The 20,257-nt window shown below is 72.8% G+C and carries 14 protein-coding genes; 7 read left to right on the top strand and 7 right to left on the bottom strand.

Features of this window, described 5'->3' with window-relative positions; all coding sequences use genetic code 11:
• Window positions 1-86 precede the first annotated feature (86 nt).
• The 7 genes from AB0I52_RS19235 to AB0I52_RS19205 all read left to right on the top strand — a co-directional run bounded on the left by AB0I52_RS19235 (window position 87) and on the right by AB0I52_RS19205 (window position 9,075).
• Window positions 87-1,739, top strand: a complete 1,653-nt coding sequence (locus tag AB0I52_RS19235; RefSeq protein WP_363074103.1) for a dynamin family protein — start codon at window positions 87-89, stop codon at window positions 1,737-1,739.
• Window positions 1,736-3,658 (top strand): YfjP family GTPase, encoded by a 1,923-nt coding sequence (locus tag AB0I52_RS19230; protein WP_363074048.1) that lies wholly within the window; start codon window positions 1,736-1,738, stop codon window positions 3,656-3,658. The genes AB0I52_RS19235 and AB0I52_RS19230 overlap by 4 nt, the downstream gene beginning before the upstream one ends.
• A 103-nt stretch (window positions 3,659-3,761) precedes the next feature.
• Window positions 3,762-4,433 carry a single-stranded DNA-binding protein gene (locus AB0I52_RS19225; protein ID WP_363074046.1) on the top strand — a complete coding sequence of 224 codons (672 nt, stop codon included), beginning with the start codon at window positions 3,762-3,764 and terminating at the stop codon, window positions 4,431-4,433.
• 201 nt (window positions 4,434-4,634) lie between these two features.
• Window positions 4,635-6,086 carry an LAETG motif-containing sortase-dependent surface protein gene (locus AB0I52_RS19220; RefSeq protein ID WP_363074044.1) on the top strand — a complete coding sequence of 484 codons (1,452 nt, stop codon included), beginning with the start codon at window positions 4,635-4,637 and terminating at the stop codon, window positions 6,084-6,086.
• 207 nt (window positions 6,087-6,293) lie between these two features.
• Window positions 6,294-7,958 carry an energy-dependent translational throttle protein EttA gene (ettA, locus tag AB0I52_RS19215; protein ID WP_363074042.1) on the top strand — a complete coding sequence of 555 codons (1,665 nt, stop codon included), beginning with the start codon at window positions 6,294-6,296 and terminating at the stop codon, window positions 7,956-7,958.
• A gap of 5 nt (window positions 7,959-7,963) precedes the next feature.
• A complete protein-coding gene (locus AB0I52_RS19210) occupies window positions 7,964-8,386 on the top strand; it encodes a thioesterase family protein (RefSeq protein WP_207317066.1) in 423 nt (140 codons plus the stop codon).
• On the top strand, window positions 8,383-9,075 hold the full coding sequence (locus AB0I52_RS19205) for a hypothetical protein (RefSeq protein ID WP_363074040.1): 693 nt from the start codon (window positions 8,383-8,385) through the stop codon (window positions 9,073-9,075). The genes AB0I52_RS19210 and AB0I52_RS19205 overlap by 4 nt, the downstream gene beginning before the upstream one ends.
• Window positions 9,076-9,171: 96 nt before the next feature.
• Here the strand turns inward: AB0I52_RS19205 and AB0I52_RS19200 are convergent, their stop codons facing one another.
• The 7 genes from AB0I52_RS19200 to AB0I52_RS19170 form a co-directional block, all read right to left on the bottom strand.
• Complete coding sequence (locus AB0I52_RS19200) at window positions 9,172-10,221, bottom strand: DUF2804 domain-containing protein (protein WP_363074038.1); 1,050 nt, start codon at window positions 10,219-10,221, stop codon at window positions 9,172-9,174.
• A 46-nt stretch (window positions 10,222-10,267) separates the two neighbouring features.
• Window positions 10,268-11,230: an ABC transporter ATP-binding protein gene (locus AB0I52_RS19195; RefSeq protein WP_363074036.1), complete on the bottom strand. Its 963-nt coding sequence runs from the start codon at window positions 11,228-11,230 to the stop codon at window positions 10,268-10,270.
• Window positions 11,227-14,040 carry an ABC transporter permease gene (locus tag AB0I52_RS19190; protein WP_363074034.1) on the bottom strand — a complete coding sequence of 938 codons (2,814 nt, stop codon included), beginning with the start codon at window positions 14,038-14,040 and terminating at the stop codon, window positions 11,227-11,229. Before AB0I52_RS19190 ends, AB0I52_RS19195 begins: the two co-directional genes overlap by 4 nt.
• A 1-nt stretch (window position 14,041) precedes the next feature.
• Entirely contained in the window at window positions 14,042-17,386 is a 3,345-nt protein-coding gene (locus AB0I52_RS19185) for an ABC transporter permease (protein WP_363074032.1), read from the bottom strand.
• A gap of 160 nt (window positions 17,387-17,546) precedes the next feature.
• Complete coding sequence (locus AB0I52_RS19180; RefSeq protein WP_363074030.1) at window positions 17,547-17,951, bottom strand: globin; 405 nt, start codon at window positions 17,949-17,951, stop codon at window positions 17,547-17,549.
• Between the two features lie 247 nt (window positions 17,952-18,198).
• On the bottom strand, window positions 18,199-18,651 hold the full coding sequence (locus tag AB0I52_RS19175) for a MarR family winged helix-turn-helix transcriptional regulator (protein WP_363074101.1): 453 nt from the start codon (window positions 18,649-18,651) through the stop codon (window positions 18,199-18,201).
• Window positions 18,652-18,843: 192 nt separating this feature from the next.
• Window positions 18,844-20,160, bottom strand: coding sequence for an FHA domain-containing protein (locus AB0I52_RS19170; protein WP_363074028.1), 1,317 nt, complete (start codon window positions 20,158-20,160; stop codon window positions 18,844-18,846).
• Window positions 20,161-20,257 lie beyond the last annotated feature (97 nt).

Genomic DNA, 20,257 nt, shown 5'->3' with positions numbered 1-20,257 from the left:
TCTGTCCTGAGGAGGAACCGCCGCGCAGAGGGGTCTATACGCTTCAAAAAGGCGCCAAAATTGGGCATTCTTCGCATGTGGTGACCTTGGACGTACGGCCTCAGCTCATCGACGCACTTTCCGCCCTGCGCGACCGTGTCGCTGCCGTGCGTCTTCCACTCCCGCTGCCGGGCGCTCCACGCGCCAGGCAGACCAGGATCGAGCTGCTCGCCCAGCTCGACGACTATCTGCTGCCCCGCCTCAAGGACCCCGAGGCACCCCTGCTCGCCGTCATCGGCGGGTCCACTGGCGCGGGCAAGTCGACGCTCGTCAACTCCCTTGTGGGGCGCCGGGTCAGTGAGGCCGGGGTGCTGCGGCCGACCACCCGCACCCCGGTGCTGGTCTGCCATCCGGATGATCACCACTGGTTCGCGGACATCCGGGTGCTCCCGCAGCTGACCCGGGTCTGGCTGCCGCCCGAGGAGTCCGCGAACCCCGGCCAGTGCGACGACCTCGACGGACTCGACGGGCACGCGGCCGAGGACGGGACCGCGCTGCGCATCGAGACCGCCGCCGGTCTGCCGCGCGGGCTCGCCCTGCTGGACGCCCCCGACATCGACTCGCTCGTCGTGCGCAACCGGGTACTGGCCGCCGAACTCGTCTGCGCGGCGGACGTCTGGGTGATGGTGACCACCGCCGCCCGGTACGCCGACGCCGTGCCCTGGCATCTACTGCGTACCGCCAAGGAGTACGACGCCTCGCTCGTCACCGTCCTGGACCGGGTACCGCACCAGGTGATCGCCGAGGTGTCGCGGCAGTACGGGGCGCTCCTCACCAAGGCCGGCCTCGGCGAGGTGCCCCGCTTCACCATCCCCGAACTGCCCGAGTCGGCGGGCGGCGGCAGCGGACTGCTGCCCACCACGGCGGTCGCCCCGCTGCGCGCCTGGCTCACCCACCGCGCGCAGGATCCGGCGGCCCGTCAGCAGGCGGTCGGACGTACGGCCGCCGGGGTCATCGACTCGCTCGACGTCCGGATGCCGGCGCTGGCCGGGGCCGTCGCGGCCCAGTACGCGGCCGCCGTGCGGCTGACCGGCGTGGTCGAGGAGGCGTACCGGAAGGAGGGCGCACGGGTCCGGCGGCGGCTGCAGAACGGCGGCGCGCTCGCCGGGGACGCCCGGACCCGGTGGCGCGGATACCCGCTGTACAGCACCTCGGAAGAAATCCTCGAAGCCCTGGTGGAGAGCCTCGCCGCACTCCTTGAGTGCGCGGTGGCGGCCGCCGACGAACAGATCCGGACGACCTGGCAGCGGGAGCCGGCGGCCGCGGTGTTCGGCTTCGAGACGGTGGGCCGGGAAGAGGGCGGATGGGGACCCGCCGAAGACATCCGGGGCCGGATCGCCATGACCGTACGGCGCTGGCGCAGGGTCCTGGAGGAGCTGGCCGAGGAAGAGGTGCGCCTCATGGAACGCAACGCCGCGCCCGACCCGGAGACCGTCGCCGCCCTGCTGGCCGCCGCTCTGCTGGGCGGCCGCCGGGCCCGCACCGCGGGCGAACAGCTAGCCGAACGCATCGGCGCCCAGGGAGCGCTGAGGCTGCGTGACAAGGGCGGGGCACTCCTCACCAGCTATCTCGACCAGGTGCTGGGCGGCGAACGCGACCGGCGCCTCGCCCCACTGGACGCACTCGACGTGGCCCCCGAGCCGCAGGCCGAACTGATCGCCGCGCTGTCCGTACTGCAGAAGGAGAGGTGGCAGCGATGACTGCCGTCACTGACGAGGGTCCGGGCCGGGGACAGGGACAGGGACAGGGGCACGGACCGGAGCCGGAGCAGGGGCGGAGCCCGGACGAGGGTTCCGCCCCCCGCGAGGGCCTGGAGAAGGACCGGGGCAGGCAGGCCAGGGGCTGGGACGACGGGCTCATCGCCCGCCGCGCCGCCGGAGCCGTACCCCAGGAGACGCCGGCGCCCGCCCCGGAGGACGACGTACGCCCCCAGGTCGAGGCGTACGTCCCCTCCGGCAGCCCGCTCAGCCCCCGCCTGGACGTACTGCGCGAACTCGTCGGACTCTCCAGGGCCCGGCTCGACCGGACCGACCTCGCCGAGGCGGGCCGGGTGCTCGACGAGGCCGCCGCCCGGCAGCGGCTCTCGTCCCGGCACACCGTTGTCGCCATCGCCGGAGCGAGCGGCAGCGGCAAGTCGACGCTCTTCAACTCCCTCGCGGGCGCGCAGATCTCCGAAGCCGGACTGCGCAGGCCGACCACCGCCGCACCCATCGCCTGTTCGTGGACGGACGGCGCCGCGGGTCTGCTGGACCGGCTGGCGATCCCGGGACGGCTCAGGCGCAGGCCGCAGCCGAGCGGTACGGGGGTCGACGAGGCGCTCCAGGGGCTCGTCCTGGTCGATCTGCCCGACCACGACTCGGCGGCGGCCGGACACCGCGAACAGGTGGACCGGGTACTGGCGCTGGTCGATGCGGTGGTCTGGGTCGTGGACCCGGAGAAGTACGCGGACGCCGCCCTGCACGAGCGCTACCTGCGGCCGCTCGCCGGACACGCGGAGGTCACCTTCGTCGTCCTCAACCAGATCGACCGGCTGCCGGGCGAGGCCGCCGACCAGGTCCTGGACGACCTGCGCCGGCTGCTCGACGAGGACGGCATGGCCCTGGGCGAACACGGCGAACCGGGCGCCACCGTCCTGCCCCTGTCCGCGCTCACCGGCGACGGGGTGGGCGAACTGCGCGAACTCCTCGGCCGGTTCGTCCAGAAGCGCACGGCCGCGACGCGCCGGCTCTCCGCCGATGTGGACGCCGCTGCGGCCAGGCTCCGTCCGGTGTACGTCGCCGAGGGGCGGCCAGGACTGGGGGAGCGGGCCCGGGAGGAGTTCGCCGACCGGCTCGCGGAGGCCGTCGGCGCCGCCGCGGCCGGCCAGGCGGCGGAGCGCGAATGGCGCCGCAACGCGGGCCGGGCCTGCGGGACGCCGTGGCTGCGGCTCTGGCGCTGGTACGAGTCCACCAGGCAGCCGAGAGGCCTGGACCGGGCGGCACTCGCCACGCCGCCCGAGGAGCAGCTCACCGCCCGCCAGCGGGTCGAACAGGCGGTACGCACGGTCGCGGACGACGCCGTGGACGGGCTGCCGGGGCCGTGGGCGCAAGCGGTGCGCGAGGCCGCGGTGCACGGGGCGCAGGGGCTGCCCGAAGCGCTCGACGAACTGGCCGAGCGGGCCGGCGCGGCGCCGGGGCGGGGCGCGGACGCCGACAGCGGCGAGCCGGCGGAACCCGGCGGGCGGACCGGCACGCACCGGGGACGCGGCGGCAGGCCACCGCGTCCGGCCTGGTGGCCCGCGGCCGTACTGGCGCAGGTGGCGATGACGTTGCTGCAGATCTTCGGCGGCCTGTGGCTGATCGGCCAGATCATCGGCGTACTCGAACCGGGACTGCTGACGCCCGCGCTGGTGATGCTGGCGGGGATCATCGGCGGCCCGCTGGTGGAGTGGTCGTGCGCGGCGGCGGCCCGGGGGCCCGCACGACGGTACGGCCAGGAGGCCGAGCGCCGGCTGCGCGAGGCCGCGGCCGCCTGCGGGCGGGCCAGGGTGCTCGATCCGGTGTCGGCGGAACTGGTGCGCTATCGCGAGGTGCGGGAGCGCTATGTGGCGGTGACGGAGTTTTCCACAACAGGCCGTTAGTCCACAGGCCCCAGCAGGAATTCCGCCTCCCCTTCAGCATGGGATCAGTGACCGGACGCGAGGGCGCGGGTCACTGAATCCAGACCGAAGGGGAGGCGGAGCCATGAACGAGACCTTGGTGACGCTGGTGGGCAATGCGGCCACCGGTGTGGAGTTCCGGGAGACCGCGAGCGGGGGAATGGCGCGATTCCGGTTCGCGGTGACGCCCCGGCGGTGGGACCGGGAGAAACAGCTCTGGGCGGACGGGCACACCAGCTTCTACACCGTGTGGGCGTGGCGGACCCTGGCGTCGAATCTGACGGGTTCCGTTTCCGTCGGGGAACCCCTGGTGGTGCACGGCAGGCTGAAGGTGCGCGAGGAGGAACGGGAGGGGCAGCGAAGGACGTTCGTGGACATCGAGGCGACGGCGGTGGGCCACGACCTGACCCGGGGCACATCGGCGTTCCGACGGGTGGTCAGGGCCGAACCGGGGCTGGTGTCGCGTACCGGCGGCCCGGGGGCGGCGGAGCCGGACCGATGGGCTGTGCGCGAGGTGTCCGGCCGGGACCGGCCGACGCCACAGGCACAGACGCCTGTGCAGGGCGAGTTCCGTCCGGAGACACGAGAAACACCGGAACAGCCGGATCATCAGTCAGCTCGGTCAGATCATCCGGGCGGGCCGAATCAGCCGCCCCTGCCAGGCGAGTCGGATCAACCGGACCGGGCGGAACGCCCGGCGGCCAGGCGTCGGACGGTTCGCAGGAAAAGCGGCTCCGAACTCGTGCCCGCGTCCTGACCGGCCGCACCAACCGCCTCTGGCCCAAGCGTTTCCGGGGATAACGATTCCGAGTCGGAATGGTTGTCCGACGGTATGACGGGGGACTGTGCTTCGCTTCGTCCTTAGGATTCCCCAGTACTCACAGGGCACTTGAGTCGGCAGGCGGGACACTCCCCACACGCGCACCAGGCGCGAGGGTCTCGCCCGGAGGGGAATTCTGTGTTTTTTGCTTCTTCAGCGACCGCCTCGTCATCAAGGACGACGGTCAGTTCCCGACGGATGCGGGGCATATCCCGCTTGGCCGCGTCGGTGGTGGCATCCGGTCTGGTCATGGCCGGCACCCTCGCGGGGGCGGGCGGCGCGGCTGCCGACGAGGCGCCCCAGCACCAGGGCGGCGCGAGCGCGGTACTGGACGGGTTGAAGACGTACGACGTCGCGGTGCTCCACGCGGACGGCAAGGAGCAGAGACTGCCCGCCGGGCTCTTCGAGATGACCGTCGACGGCGGCGGCAAGCTCAAGACGTACTGCATCGACATTCACAACCCCACCCAGGACCAGGCGAAGTACCTGGAGACCCCCTGGGCCGAGACCTCGCTGGGCGGCAACAAGAACGCCGGCCGGATCCGCTGGATCCTTGAGCACTCCTACCCGCAGATCGACGACCTCTCGGCCCTCGCGGAAGCGGCGGGCACCGGGCCGCTCACCGAGAAGACCGCGGCGGCGGGTACCCAGGTCGCCATCTGGCGCTTCTCGGACAGCGCCGACGTCGACGCGTCGGACGGCCAGGCGGAGAAGCTCGCCGACTGGCTGGAGAAGTCCGCCACCGATACGGCGGAGCCCAAGGCGTCCCTCGCCCTGGACCCCGCCGCCGTGTCCGGACGGTCCGGTGAGCTGCTGGGGCCGGTCACCGTGCGCACCAACGCCGGTCAGGTCTCGGTGGCCCCGCCCGCCGACTCCGCCAGCGGCATCAAGGTCACCGACAAGAAGGGCAAGGCCGTCACCACGGCGGCCAACGGCTCCCAGCTCTACTTCGACGTTCCGGCCGGTTCAGCCGACGGCTCGGCCGCGCTGACCGTCCAGGCCACCACCTCGGTGCCGGTCGGCCGGGCCTTCGCCGGGGTGACCAAGAGCCAGACCCAGATCCTGGCCGGCTCCAGCGAGTCCACGGTCTCGGCCGGCGCCACCGCGACCTGGGCCAAGAAGGGCGCGATGCCGGCGCTCTCCGCGAAGAAGAACTGCGCCAAGGGCGGTGTGGACGTCACCGCGAGCAACAAGGGCGACGAGGCGTTCACCTTCGAGCTGGCCGGGGCGGAGCACACCGTCGAGGCCGGCAAGTCCGAGACCGTGACCGTGCCGGTCGCCGAGGACCAGGCGTACGACTTCACGATCACCGGGCCGGGCGGGTTCACGAAGACGTTCAAGGGCGTGCTGGACTGCAAGACCAGCGGCAGCACCACCACCGGCGGCCTCGACACCCAGACCGCCGACCAGCCCAGCACGACCACCGCCACGGCCGGCGGCAGCTCCTCGGGCGCCGAGGGAGACCTCGCCGAGACCGGCAGCTCCAACGCCACCCCGGTCATCGCGGGAATCGCGATCGCCCTGGTCGTCATCGGCGGCGGCGCGGTCTTCTTCCTCCGCCGGCGCAAGGGCCAGTCCACCGGCGAGTGATGAACCGTAGGCACACGGTCACGATGTGCTGATGACGGCCCCGGTACGCACCCGCGTACCGGGGCCGTCGCGTACCGAGGGGCCGGGTACGCGCATTCCGAGGGCCGGGAACGTGCGTACCGGGGACCGGACTGGTTTCCATCCGGGGAGGGACGTCAGGCAAGATGGGGTGTATCTGCCCACTCATCGATTGCCGGACGGTTTCTCTTGGCTGAGTACATCTACACGATGCGCAAGACACGCAAGGCGCACGGCGACAAGGTCATCCTTGACGACGTGACGCTGAGCTTCCTGCCCGGCGCGAAGATCGGTGTGGTGGGTCCCAACGGTGCCGGTAAGTCCACGGTGCTGAAGATCATGGCGGGACTGGAGCAGCCGTCCAACGGTGACGCCTTCCTGTCGCCCGGGTTCAGCGTCGGCATCCTCATGCAGGAGCCCAAGCTCGACGAGTCGAAGTCCGTGCTGGAGAACGTCCAGGACGGCGCCGCCGAGATCATGGGCAAGCTGAAGCGCTTCAACGAGGTCGCCGAGGAAATGGCGACCGACTACACCGACGCGCTCATGGACGAGATGGGCAAGCTCCAGGAGGACCTGGACCACGCCAACGCGTGGGACCTGGACGCGCAGCTGGAGCAGGCCATGGACGCCCTGGGCTGTCCGCCCGGCGACTGGCCCGTCGTCAACCTCTCCGGTGGCGAGAAGCGCCGTGTCGCGCTCTGCAAGCTGCTCATCGAGGCACCGGACCTGCTGCTGCTCGACGAGCCCACCAACCACCTCGACGCCGAGTCGGTGAACTGGCTGGAGCAGCACCTCTCGAAGTACGCGGGCTGTGTCATCGCCGTCACTCACGACCGGTACTTCCTGAACAACGTCGCCGAGTGGATCCTCGAACTCGACCGCGGCCGTGCCATCGCCTACGAGGGCAACTACTCCACGTACCTGGAGAAGAAGTCCACCCGGCTCAAGGTCGAGGGCCGCAAGGACGAGAAGCGGCAGAAGCGGCTCAAGGAAGAGCTTGAGTGGGTCCGCTCCAACGCCAAGGGCCGGCAGACCAAGTCCAAGTCGCGTCTCGCCCGGTACGAGGAGATGGCGGCCGAGGCGGACAAGATGCGGAAGCTGGACTTCGAGGAGATCCAGATCCCGCCGGGCCCGCGGCTCGGTTCCATCGTCGTCAACGTCGAGAACCTCTCGAAGGCCTTCGGCGACAAGGTCCTCATCGACGACCTGTCCTTCACACTGCCGCGCAACGGCATCGTCGGCGTCATCGGCCCGAACGGCGCGGGCAAGACCACGCTGTTCAAGATGATCCAGGGTCTGGAGACACCGGACTCCGGCTCCATCAAGGTCGGCGACACGGTCAAGATCTCCTACGTCGACCAGTCCCGCGCCAACATCGACCCCAAGAAGTCCCTCTGGGCGGTCGTGTCGGACGAGCTGGACTACATCAACGTCGGCCAGGTCGAGATGCCGTCGCGGGCGTACGTCTCCGCGTTCGGCTTCAAGGGCCCGGACCAGCAGAAGGCGGCCGGTGTGCTCTCCGGTGGTGAGCGCAACCGCCTCAACCTGGCGCTGACGCTCAAGGAGGGCGGCAACCTGCTGCTCCTCGACGAGCCCACCAACGACCTCGACGTCGAGACCCTCTCCTCGCTGGAGAACGCACTCCTGGAGTTCCCGGGTGCGGCCGTGGTCATCTCCCACGACCGTTGGTTCCTGGACCGCGTCGCCACGCACATCCTGGCGTACGAGGGCGACTCCAAGTGGTACTGGTTCGAGGGCAACTTCGAGTCGTACGAGAAGAACAAGGTCGAGCGCCTCGGTGCGGACGCGGCCCGTCCGCACCGTGCCACGTACAAGAAGCTCACGCGAGGCTGATCGTCTTGGCACGTCACATCTACAGCTGCCCGCTGCGCTGGTCGGACATGGATGCCTTCGGCCACGTCAACAACGTGGTCTTCCTCCGCTATCTGGAGGAGGCGCGCATCGACTTCATGTTCCGGCTGGCGCCGGGGGACGGTTCGCCGTCGTTCGCGGGCGGTTCCGTCGTGGCCCGGCACGAGATCGACTACGTCCGGCCGCTGGTCCACCGGCACTCGCCGGTGACCGTCGAGTCCTGGGTCACGAAGATCGGCGCCGCGTCGCTGACGATCGCCTACGAGATCAAGGATCCCGAGCAGGTGTACGTACGCGCGTCGACCATCGTCGTGCCGTACGACCTGGCGGAGGAACGCCCGCGGCGGATCTCCGCCGAGGAGAAGCTCTTCCTCCAGAAGTACCTGGCCGAGGAGCCCGCGGCGGCATGACCGTGCCCGTGCAGCCGCTGCTGTTCGCCGACGCGAGGGAGGCCGCGGATCTCGCGGGCTTCCTCGGCCGGCTGCTCCACTACGACCGGGCCGCCGCCGTACGCCTCCAGGCGGGCGGCGGGGCGCTCGCCGTGTTCGGCCGGCCGCCGTCCTTCGAGGTCCTGGCGGTCCGGGCGGTGCGGCTCGCGGACGCACATGACTTCGATGCCACGGTGTCGGCCGGTGAACTCCTGGAATCGCTGGACGTCGAGGGACCGGAAACCGGTGCGGGGACGTTGCCCTCGCCGGTGACCGGACCGCCGTGGACGGGCGTGCTGCCCCCGCGCGGCGGCTGGCAGGAGTGCCAGGGCCTGCCGGATCCCGTCTCCCTGCGCACGGCGCTGACCGCCGCCGTGGCGGAGTTCCGGGCGCGCGACGAGAGCCTGCCCGAGGACCGGCGTACGCGGGCGGAGCGGGACCTCATCGGGCGCGACATCTGGTCACGGACCGTCGGGGGCACGGAACTGCCGTTGCGGGCCGTGCACGCGGCGCAGGCCCTGGGCTTCCTCCGGTCCGCACCGGACTTTCCCGTCGCGCTGCTCGCGTCGGGAGCGTGGCTGCGGCTGCGCACCCCGTTCGGCGCGATCGCCTTGCGGCGGGCCGGTGCCGGGGGCGGGCTGGGGATGCTCGATGTCTCGGTGGGCGGGTAGGAATTCCGTTCCTGACGTCCTGACGTGCCGACCCGCCTGAACCGCCTGACGTGCCGACGTGCCTGGCCGGGCCCGCACACGCGTGAACCCGTTGAGTCACCAGCGCATGTGGACGTCCTCGGCCCAGCCCAGCAGCCGCTCCACCACGATCTCCTTGCCGTCGTCGGTGCGGATACTGCCGTCGTAGTGGCCGAAGCACTGGTCGGTGCGGTTGGCGATCAAACCGGCCTCCGTGTGTGCCGACCGGTTGTGGAACGGGGTGAACGTCAGGTCGACCTGGCCGGACGAGGGCGTACGGATGGTCCAGGGGGCGAGGAGGTCGGCCGTCGACCACCGCCAGTCCAGCTCCTCGCCGATCTTGGTGAGCCGGCCGTCCACACAGAGCCCGTTCTCGGTGGAGCCGGTGCCCGCCGTCCAGCGTCCGCCGAACTGGAGGCCCACCGTGTGCCCGCCGGTGCGTCCGGAGGCGGCGCCCCAGTTCCAGTCGACCGTGCGCGGCCAGCGGCCGCGGCCGTGGTCCAGAACGGCCCAGGTGTCGTCCCCGTCGAACTCCAGGAACTCCGTGCCGATCCTGACCTGGCCGGACGCCGGGAGCGCGGTGTGCTTGGAGGTGTACTGGAAGCGCTGATCGCTCCACGGCACCACGACGGACAGCGATTCGTGCCCCGGCGGCCGGGCGACCAGCAGGTCCACCTCCAGCGGCAACCGGTCCGCGGTCAGACAACGGGCCCTCAGCCGGGTGCCGGCGTTCTCGTCGCGGATCTCGATGCGCACCTTGCCGCCGGACGGCCGCGCGGGTCCGACCACCACGTCCCCGGATCCGGGGGCGCCGGCCACGGTGTCGGGGAGCCCGACGCCGAAGCCGCCGGGGATGATCGCGGTGCGCTCCGACTCCAGGCCGCCCGGGGCGTATTCGAGCAGATAGACCGTGTTCAGGGCGAGGAAGTCGAGATCACTGACGGTCAGCGCCACCAGATGGGTGGGCGTCGTCACGCACCAGTACTCCCAGCGCTTCGTCCGGCCCCAGCCGCGCAGATTGGCGCGGTGCAGCGGCACCCGGGACCAGCCGACCGCCGCCGGGTCGAGGCTGCCGTCGGGCAGGCAGAGATCGACAGGCTCGGTGATCTCGTGCTCGTGTGTCGCCATGCGCGGATCCTATAGCGGGACGTGGGACGCCCCCGGGCAGGCCCGCTCACTCCGGCTCCGGGGCGTCGGGCCACACACCGATGTGGTCCTGTTCCAGTTCCAGCATCACGCGGTGCTCCATGCCCAGCGCCTCCGTGTAGTCCGCCGGCAGTTGCAGCCTGCCCGCGCGGTCGAGCATCGCGTACTCGCGTGCCACCTGGGACTCCTGGCCCGTCGCCGCGTCGACCTCGGTGCGGCGCAGCACCTCGAACGACGTACGGCCGTCGCGGATGGCGACCGTGCGGCGGACCTCGTTCGCGACCGCCTGGTCGTGCGTGACGATCACGATCGTCGTGCCGAGCTCCTCGTTGGCGCGGCGGAAGGCGGCGAAGACCTGCTCGCCGGTGGCCGAGTCCAGCTCCCCGGTCGGCTCGTCCGCGAGCAGGACCGAGGGGGAGTTGGCCAGCGAGACCGCGATCGCCACCCGCTGCTGCTGGCCGCCCGACATCTGCTGCGGGCGCCGGTCGCGGCACTCCGCCACGTCCAGCATCGCGAGCAACGACTCGGCGCGTGCGGCGCGTTCGCGGTTGCGCCCGCCGCCGCGCAGTTGCATCGGCAGCGTGATGTTCTGGATCGCGGTGAGGTAGGGCAGGAGATTGCGCGCGGTCTGCTGCCAGACGAACCCGACCACGTCCCGGCGGTAACGGAGCCGCTCCTTCTGCCCCATGGACAGCAGATCGCAGCCCGCCACCTTCGCCGCCCCCGCCGTGGGCACGTCGAGGCCCGCCAGGATGTTCATCAGCGTCGACTTGCCGCTGCCGGACGCGCCGACCAACGCCAGCAACTCACCCTCGTTGACCAGCAGATCGAGGCCCTGGAGGGCCTGCACCTCCACTCCGTCCGTGGTGAAGATGCGCACCAGCCGGTCGCAGGAGATCAGCGCGTCGTGCCCGTAGGAGGGCCGGTCGCGGCGTGCGGCGGCCCGCTGTTCGAGCTCCGCCAGCGTGGAATCGGTCGACTGCGTCGTCATCGGGAGTCTCCTGCCCTGAGTTCGGTGATCGATCCGCGGCGGCCGGTCCACCAGGCCTGTACGCCGGCCACCGCGGCGGTCAGGACGATCACGCCCAGCGCCGGGAGGACCATCGACCACGGGTCCGCCCGCAGCGGTGCGCTGTACAGCAGACCGGAGCCGGGGCCGGTCGAGAGCGCGAGGTGCACCAGATCGACGCCCGGTGCCAGCAGCGCGATGGTCGCCCGGCCGACGAGCAGCCCGCCCGCGGCGGCGAGCAGCGCCTGGGGCATCGCCTCGAAGCCGAGGAGGCGTCCGCCCTGCCGGGTGCCGATGCCCATGGTGCGCAGCCGCGCCAGCAGAGTGGTGCGCTCCGGAGCGCTCCGGAGCAGGGAGAGAAGAACGGCCAGCAGGGCGTAGCCCGCACCGGCCCCTATCGCCGCCGTGTAGATCCGCTCGGCACCCACCTGCATCGGGGTGTCCACGTACGCCGCGCGCACTTCGGAGCGGAGTTGGACGGTGAGGTCCTTGCCCGCGTGGTGGGCCGCCGCGCGCAGTGCCTTCGCGTCCAGCCGGTCGCCGGTGAGCAGCAGGGCGGTGGTCTGCCGGTGGGTGAGGGCGGCGGCGTCGACGACCATGAAGGAGGTGTCGGTGACGGCGGGCGTGTGCGCCACCGTGCCCGCCACCCGGATCTTGAAGTCCCCGGCCATCGACTGGAGATCGCGCGTCCGGTCCCCGAGCCGCTGGGCGACGGACGGCGAGGCGAGGACGGGCAGCACCCGGTCCTGCGACGGCGGCGTGCCCTTCGGCGTCGCCGGGCCGGTGTACTTCAGGCGGTCGGCGGGGAAGGTGCCGATGCCGGTGGAACGCGCCAGCCGGGCGTAGGTGACCGGGTCGACGCCGATCAGGGTGGCGCCCCGCGCGTCCTCGAAACCGTGCTCGGGCGGCGGCAGCGAGACGCCGTACTCGATCTGGACGCGCGCCACCTCCCGTACGCCGTCCGCCCCGGACACCGTCCGGACCAGGCCGTCCGAGAGCGGCGCGGAGTCGGCCCGGCCGCTGATCCGGGCGTCCGCGCCGGTCGCGAGCACCGCCGCGGTGTCCCGGGCGTCCGCGACCCCCGCGAGCACCGAGCCGCCGAACGCCGCCGTCGTCAGCGCGACCAGCAGCGCGAGCAGGGGCAGGGTGCCGGCGGCCGACGAGCGTCCGGCGCGGGCCAGCGCCAGGAATCCGACCGCGCCGCGCAGCCGCGCCACGGAGCGCAGCGCGAGCCGCAGCGGCAGCGGGTAGAGCCGGACGAGGACCAGGGCCGCGATCAGCCCGACCAGCACGGGGGCCGCGCTGACCAGGAGGTCGGTGCCCCCGGCGCCGCCCGTACCGCGCCTGCGCAGGGCGACGACCGCGCCGACGGCCAGCACCAGCACGGTGAGTTCGGCGACGGTGCGCCGCCGGGACGGCCGGACGCTCACCAGGTCCTCGCGGCCGCCGTGCAGCCGCGGCCTGCGGTGCAGGAGCACGGTACGGACCGGAAGCGCGGCGCAGACCAGCGCGCCGACCGCCGCGGCGCCGACGGCCGAGGGCCACAGCCTGGTCCCGCCGATCGCCGTCACCGCGAGCAGCAGGCCCAGCGCCGCGGCGGGCACGGCCGTCACCGCGGTCTCGGCGAGCAGCCGGCCCCCGATGGAGCGCAGGGACCCGCCGCGGGCCCGGAGCAGCGCGAGTTCGGTGTGGCGCCGGCCGGCGATCAGCCCGCCCGTCATCAGCAGGACGATGACGGCGACGGCCCCGATGCCGACGGCGGCGACCGTGACGACCGGGCGGATCGCCTGCCGCATCCCGTCGTACGCGCTCACGATCTCGTCCAGGTCGGTCGTCACCGTCGCGGTCTCCCCGACGGCCCCGCGCACCTTCAGCAGCCCCGGGCCGCCCTCCAGGGAGGCCACGGACGAGCGGAGCCGCGGCACGTCCCGCGTGGTCAGCCGCGAGACGTCCGGCATGATCCGCCAGTACGCCTCGGGCTGACCGGTGGTGGCGAGCAGCGCCGGTGCCGCGTCCGGAGGCAGCAGCAGGGCCGCGGTCCAGTAGTAGAGCGGCTCGGTCTTCGTCGGTTTGGCGACCAGGGAGGGCTTACGCAACAGCGGCTCGGCCGACCAGTAGGCGGCCCCGGGACGCAGCGGGGCGACGATGCCGGTGATCCGTACCGTGAAGTGCCCGCCCCTGACGGCCGGGACGGAGACCGTCGCACCGACGGTGATCCGCAGCGCCTTCGCGGTCTCCTCGGTGACCGCGGCCTCCACCTCCTCGGTGGTGGCGGTGACCTCGCCGCGGACGGCCGGCCACCTGCCCGCACGCAGGGTGGAGTGGTCCGGCAGCGCCGACTGCGTCGTGTACGTCAGCTCCGGGTCGATGCCGTAGGGGCGGGGGAACCAGCGCTCCCCGGCCGGGATCGGGCTCGTCGTCCGGAGTCCGTACGCGGACTGGCCGGTGTCCGGCCGAAGCGGACCGGGCAGCCCGGCCAGCAACGTCCGGTGCACGGAGGCCACCGACGGCTCCCGCACCGCTTCCTCGCGCTCCGCCTCGGGCACCTGCAGACCCGGCGGCGGGCTGCTGACCTCCAGCATGCTGCGCCGGGGGGCTGCGGCACCGAGATCGTGGCGCAGCCCCTCGTCCTCGTAACGGTCGACGGCGCGCGGGAAGGCGGCGGCCAGGAACGCCGTCAGCAGCACCAGCAGCGCGAGCGCACAGGCCGCGCCAGGGGCGGTGCGCAGCCGGGTCCGTACCCAGGGTGCGCAGGCGGCTGTCCTGCGGGAGAACATCGGACGCGGGCTCATGTCAGTTGTCCCCCTGGTGGCGCAGCGAGAGCGCGGGGTCGGTACGGCGCAGGGCGAGGACCGCGACGATCAGCAGCGGCAGCGCGGCGAAGCAGGCGAGGAGCACCGCGACCTGCCCGGCGGGCAGTTCCACCAGCACGGCCGGTACGGGCCGGGCGGCCTGCCCGGTCAGCACGACGAGCGGCACCACCGCCCGGGTCAGTACGGCCCCGAGGACCGCCCCCACCAGCAGCCCGATGGCGATCAGCACCCCCTGCTCGGCGGCGATCATGCGGGCCAGCCGTCGGCGCGGCGCCCCCAGCGCCCGCAGCACGGCGAATTCAGCGGACCGTTCACGCCGTGAGCCGACCGCCGTCACGGCGAAGCCGACCCCGGCCAGCGCCGCCGCCACGACCGCCACCGCGAGCAGCGCGGACTGCGGCCCCGCACCCAGCGGATCGCCCACCAGCTCGTCGGCGACCTCGTCCCGGACCTGCACCTGCGCCGGATCGGTGTCGGGCCGGGCCCGGAGCGCGGCCGCGACCTCGGCGGTCCGGCCGGGAGCTGTGCTCAGCCACCACTCGGTCGCGGTGAGCACGGCGTTCGGACGTTCCGCGAAGATCCCGCCGACGGCCCTGAGGTCGAGGAGCAGGGCGCCGCCGTCCCGGGCCGCGCGCGTCTGCCCGGAGGACAGGGAGGCGGTGGAGCCGGGCCCGGTCGTCGGGAGCCCGTGGACGGACCGCACGATCTTCACCCGGACCGTCTCACCGGCCAGCGTCACGTCCACGCTCTGGCCGGTCCGCGCACCGGACGCCTTCAGATAGGCGTCCGTGGCCACGCCGTTCAGGCCGGCCGCCGGGGCCCGTGCCGCGGTGACCCGCACATTGAGGGCCGGCACCGCGTACGCCGCGTCCTCGGCCGTGACGAATCCGGTTTGGTAGTCGAGGGTCAGCGGCTGCCCGGCCGAGCCGGCCGGGTGCAGCGGGGCGCCCGGCTGGACCTGCCCGAACTCGTCGGTGGTCAGGGCCGCTTGCCAGCGGAATCCGCCGGGCACCGGCACCGGCCGTTCGGTGCCGCCGGCGGTCACGGTCCGCAGCCCGCTCACGGTGAGCCGGTGCGACTCGTCCCGCCCGACCGGCTGGCTGCTGTCCAGCTCGAACCCGGTCACCGACAGCTCACCGGCCGCGGCGACCTTCAGCGAGAGCGGATGCGCCTTCCCGTCCACCGGCACGGAACCGGCGACCACCCGGTACGGAATGCCGTAGCGGTCCTCCAGCAACACGGTGACCAGCGGGCTCATGCCGGACCGCGAGCGTGTGCCGTCCTTCGTCCCGGTCTTCGGCCCGTCCTTCGGCCCGGACGATATGCGCAGATCGAGGCGGAGTTCCGTGCTGTCGCGCGGCAGCAGCAGTCCCGGCCGTGCGGAGTGCGGCGGTGCGAGGGAGTCGAACAGCCGGCCCTGCTCCCCGTCGGCGAGGTCGCCGCGCATCAGCATCCGCTCGTCGGCGTGCGCGGTGTCCAGGGCCAGCACCTCGGCCGTGCGGCCACCGGAGAGCTCCAGCGTCGTACGGTACGCGGGCGCCGCCTCCCGTACCCCCGGCAGTCGCGCGTACGTGCCCGACTTGGCCGGATCCGCGTTGACGCCGCCCAGCATCCGGACCGGGGCGCCGGACCTGAAGTCCGCCTGGTCCTTCTGCGAACGGTCCCACGACGCGCTCTGGCCGATGGCCAGCATGCCCATCGCGACCGACAGCACCAGCAGCAGCACCGGACCCGCGCCGCGCAGCGGCCGGCGGCTGAACTGCCAGCCGGCCAGCGCCGTGGCCAGCCCCCGGCCGCCGGCCGCCCGGCGCTCCGCGAGCCTGGCCGCGGGCGGCAGCAGCCGAAGCGTCAGTACGGTGCCCGCGAGCAGGGCCAGGGCGGGCGCGACGACCAGCAGCGGATCGATGCCGAGGCCGCCCGCACGGTCGTCGCTGAGCGCACCGCTGCCCGCGCCCCCGGTCTGCCGGTCGAGCTGCCAGTACGCCACCCCGGCGATCGCCAGCAGCCCGATGTCCGCCCCCGCGCGCACCGGCGCGGGCAGTGCGGCGGCGCGGGTGGAGCGGCGCCCGCCGGCGCTCGCGGCGAGCGCGGGCGCCACCACGGCGAGCGCGCAGGCCAGCGCGGTGACGGCGGCCACCAGCCACACCGTGCCGGTGGCGGTCCCGCCGAGCCGCAGCCCGATCCGGGACAGCTCGCTGCGGTCCGCCAGGAGCCGGGTCAGCGGTCCGGCGAGCAGCGGGGCGAGGACGGCGGCGGGCAGCGCGAGCAGCAGCGCCTCGATCGCGGCGAACGAGGTGATCCGGCCACGCGATCCGCCGCGCGCACGCAGCAGTTCGGTCTCCCCACCGCGCTCACTGCTCAGCAGCCGGGCCACCAGGAGCAGGGTGTACCCGGCCAGCAGCACCAGCTGTACGGCCACGATCATCATCGTCGAGCGGGAGACGAGCAGCCCCCGGTCGATCTGGTCGAGAACGGTGGGCAGCTGGGTCTGCGCGTTCGCCCCGTTCTTGAACTCGGGGGCGGCGAGCAGCTGTTTCGGGCCGTCGGTCGCCGACTGGCGGAGCGCGGCCATCCGGTCCGTGGTGAGGCCGCGGAAGTCGGCCGACGCCAGATAGGAGAGCTCGCCGGAACTGGTCCGGCCGGAGCCGAGCACCGCGGGGTCGGTGAGCAGCGGCCCGTACGTCGTGAAGACGACCCGGCGGACGCCGCGCCCGCCGGCCGCGTCCAGCTGCCAGTACGGATCGGCTTGGTCCGCTGCCTCGTAGAGGCCGGTGACCTGGATCTTCAGGCGCTTGCCGCCGAGCCGGTCGGTGAGCGTCAGCCGGGCGCCGGGCTTCAGCCCGAGGGCCTCGGCGGCGGTGCCCGGCAGCGCGACCTGGACCGGGTCGCCGGTCTTCCCCGCACCGGCGGCGGGCATCCGGCCCGCAGTGAGCCGGACGCGGCTGAGGTCGAGCGAGGCGAAGTGGGTGAGGTCGGGGTCGCCGCGGCGGGCGGCCGGGGTCTGCAGACTGCGTGGCAGCGCGTACGGGCCCGACGCCTCCAGCTTCCGTACGGTCACCGGGAGTCCGTCGAACGTGGCGTGGGCGGCCTTGCGCGCCGAGGCGTCGGCCGCGTCCCGCTGCTCGGGCGCGACCTGCGCCGATATGAGGAGGGACGCGTCGGCGGCGGACCGGTGGGTGAGGGTGTGGCGCAGCGCGGCGTCGCCGATGGAGCCGGAGAAGGCGGTGAGCGCGGCCAGGACGGACGTGGTGAGCAGCACGGCCAGTACGGCCGCGGCGAGGAGGAGCCGGTGCGCCCTCACTCGCAGAAAGACGAACCCCGTCACCCTGCCCCCACCCTCATCTCATGAACACGCCCCCCGGCGATGTATGGATGCTTTCAGAGTGCACCGGTCGCGGGATACCGCCCATGGCCACACCTTGATGGGATCGTGACCGTTATCCGGTGGCGGAGTACCGGATTCCGCACGCGTGCGGGCCGGAAACTCAGCCCTCGGTGTTCACCATCGAGGCGGCCGCGTAGGTGAGGTAGTCCCACAGCTGCCGCTCGTGCTCGGGGGCCAGCGCCAGTTCGTCGAGCGCCACCCGCATGTGGCTCAGCCAGGCGTCGTGCGCGGCCCGGTCCACGCGGAACGGCGCGTGCCGCATCCGCAGCCGGGGGTGTCCGCGCTGGTCGCTGTAGGTGCGCGGGCCACCCCAGTACTGGATCAGGAACAGCGTGAACCGCTCCTCGGCCGGGCCCAGATCCTCTTCCGGGTACATCGGCCGCAGCAGTGGGTCCCCGGCCACGCCCTCGTAGAAGCGGTGGACCAGGCGCCGGAAGGTCTCCTCGCCGCCGACCAGTTCGTAGAAGGTCAGCTCCTGCACCGTGTCGCGCGGGTTCTCAGTCACCCGTCCATCGTCGCAGACGCTCCAGCGGGCGACCGGGGCCCGGGTGTGCCGATCGTGCCACTTCGCGCCGGAACCCGCGGGCGGCGGGTGTTCACCGGGCGTGGATATCACAGTTCGTGATGCGAACTGATGTGGTTCGTGTCGCGAATGTTTTGTCTGTTCCATGCCGCTGGGAGCGGGGAATCGTGAATCGTACGTTCGTGGTCATTGGCGGGGGACTACCCGGTCATGATCCGCCGGGCAGGCCTCATAGCGGGGCAGGGGGCGCTTCGTCCGGCTCCTTGAAGACCACCGGCACCTTGTTCTCCAGCACCAGGCGGCCGAGCAGCCGCGCGAGCAGCTCGCGGTCGGTCTCGTCGAGGCCGACCGACAGCCTCGCCACGCGTCGGCAGGCCTCCGCGCAGAACGCCTCGGCCAGCTCGTCGCCCGTCGCGGTCAGCGCGACGCGGACCGCGCGCCCGTCCTCGGGGTCGGCCTCGCGCCGCACCAGACCGCGCCGGACGCTCCGGTCCACCAGGCCGGTGAGGCTGGACTTCGCCAGCCCCAGCACCGATCCGAGCTCACTCATGCCGTACGGCTGCACCATCAGCACGCAGAGCAGCTGGCCCTGCTGTGCGGTGATTCCGTGCTCGCGTCCGGAGTCGGCATATACGGCGTTCACCAGAAATGAGGATCGCACCAGTGCGGTGACGAATCCCATCTGCTCATCCTCGGCCTCTCGCATTCGGCCAGAATAAGGCAGACGGCCACCGCCCGGACCCGTGCGAGGGTTCTTATTCGTACTGCGAACTATCTGATTCCAGCAGCCGGCGACCGAGGGGTGGCAGCCCGGAACAGCAGTGCGCGGCCGGTGAGGGGGGTCCCTCACCGGCCGCGCACGGTGCGAAGCCCGTCAGCCCCGGCGGATCGTGATCGTCGTCCACGCCCCGACGTGCACCTGGTCGCCGTCCTGGAGCGGAACGGGGACATAGGGCTGGATCGGGTCCTCGGCGCCGTTGAGCGTGGTGCCGTTGGTGGAGTTCTGATCGACCACGGCCCAGCTGCTGTCCGGCTGTTGCACCAGCACCGCGTGCTGGTGCGAGACACCCGGGTCCTCCGGGGGCACCGACAGGTCGATGTCGGGGGACTCGCCCGTGCTGTGCCGGCGGCGGCCGATGGTGATCTGGTTGCCGGTCAGCGGAAGGTGCTGCTCCGGGGAGTACGCGGGCAGGTTGAGCCCGGTGGCCTCCGGGCCGCTGCGCTGCATCATCGCCAGGAAGTAGTCACGGTCCGGAGCGACGACCGCCGTCCAACTCGTGGACCCCTGGTCCTGACCCATGCCGGGCCCCTGGTTCTGGCCGGGGTACGGCTGCTGCTGCATCGGGGACTGCGGGCCCTGGGCCTGCGACGGCGGCGACAGCAGCCAGTCGTCGTTGCCGGGCTGCGCGGCCTGCGGCTGCGGCGGGGCCGGCGGACCGGGCTGCTCGAAGCCCGGGGGAGCCGTCTGCTGGAACGCGGGCGCGGCACTGTGCTGCTGGAACGACGGCGGCGGGGGCGAGCCCTGCGAGGAACCCTGCTGCTGGGCGTGCTGCTGCCCCTGCGGGAAGCCCTGCGGACCCTGGCCCTGCTGGAACGACGGCGGAGGCGGCGGGCCCTGCTGCCCCTGCTGGAACGGCGGCTGACCCGGACCGGGAGGGCCGGGCTGTCCGGGCCCCGGGGGGAGCGGCTCGGCCGGCCGGTTCACCTGCGAGGGACGCGACCCCTGGTACTCGAACGGATCGCGGGGCTGCGGAGCACCGGGCGGCTGCTGCGCCTGGAAGCCCGGCGGCAGATTGAGCCCGGGAACGGGGCCGGGGCCTCCGGGACCGCCAGGGCCTCCGGGACCGCCAGGGCCTCCGGGACCGCCAGGGCCTCCGGGACCGCCGCCCGGTCCGCCGTGCTGCGGGGCCAGCGGTGTGTACGAGGTCGCCGTGTTCGTGAGGAAGTTCCAGCGGCACTCCTCGCAGAACGGCGCCATCGCCTCCCGCGGGGTGCGGCACTGCGGGCAGATCTCGGCGTGGGCGGTCGCGTCCGGGCCGGGGCCCTGCGGGTATCCGTAGCCGGGCGCGGGCGGCGGGGGAGGTGGCGGGGGAACGGCGCCCGCAGGCCCGCCCGCCCCGGCCATGCGGTGGCCGCAGACCTCGCACCAGTCCTCGGAACCCGACTGGTGTCCGTTCGGGCAGGTCGGCATGTCGGCGCTTCCCCCTCTCCTCGTCCGGCCGCGGGGGCCGTCATTTTTTCTTGCTTCGCCGCCCGGCGGACCTGTCCGGCCGGGCGGCTCATCAGTG

This window comes from Streptomyces sp. NPDC050423, from assembly GCF_040655445.1.
GTDB lineage: Bacteria > Actinomycetota > Actinomycetes > Streptomycetales > Streptomycetaceae > Streptomyces.
The sequence above is the reverse complement of the archived record's forward strand: the minus strand, read 5'-3'. Positions and strand labels throughout refer to the sequence as shown.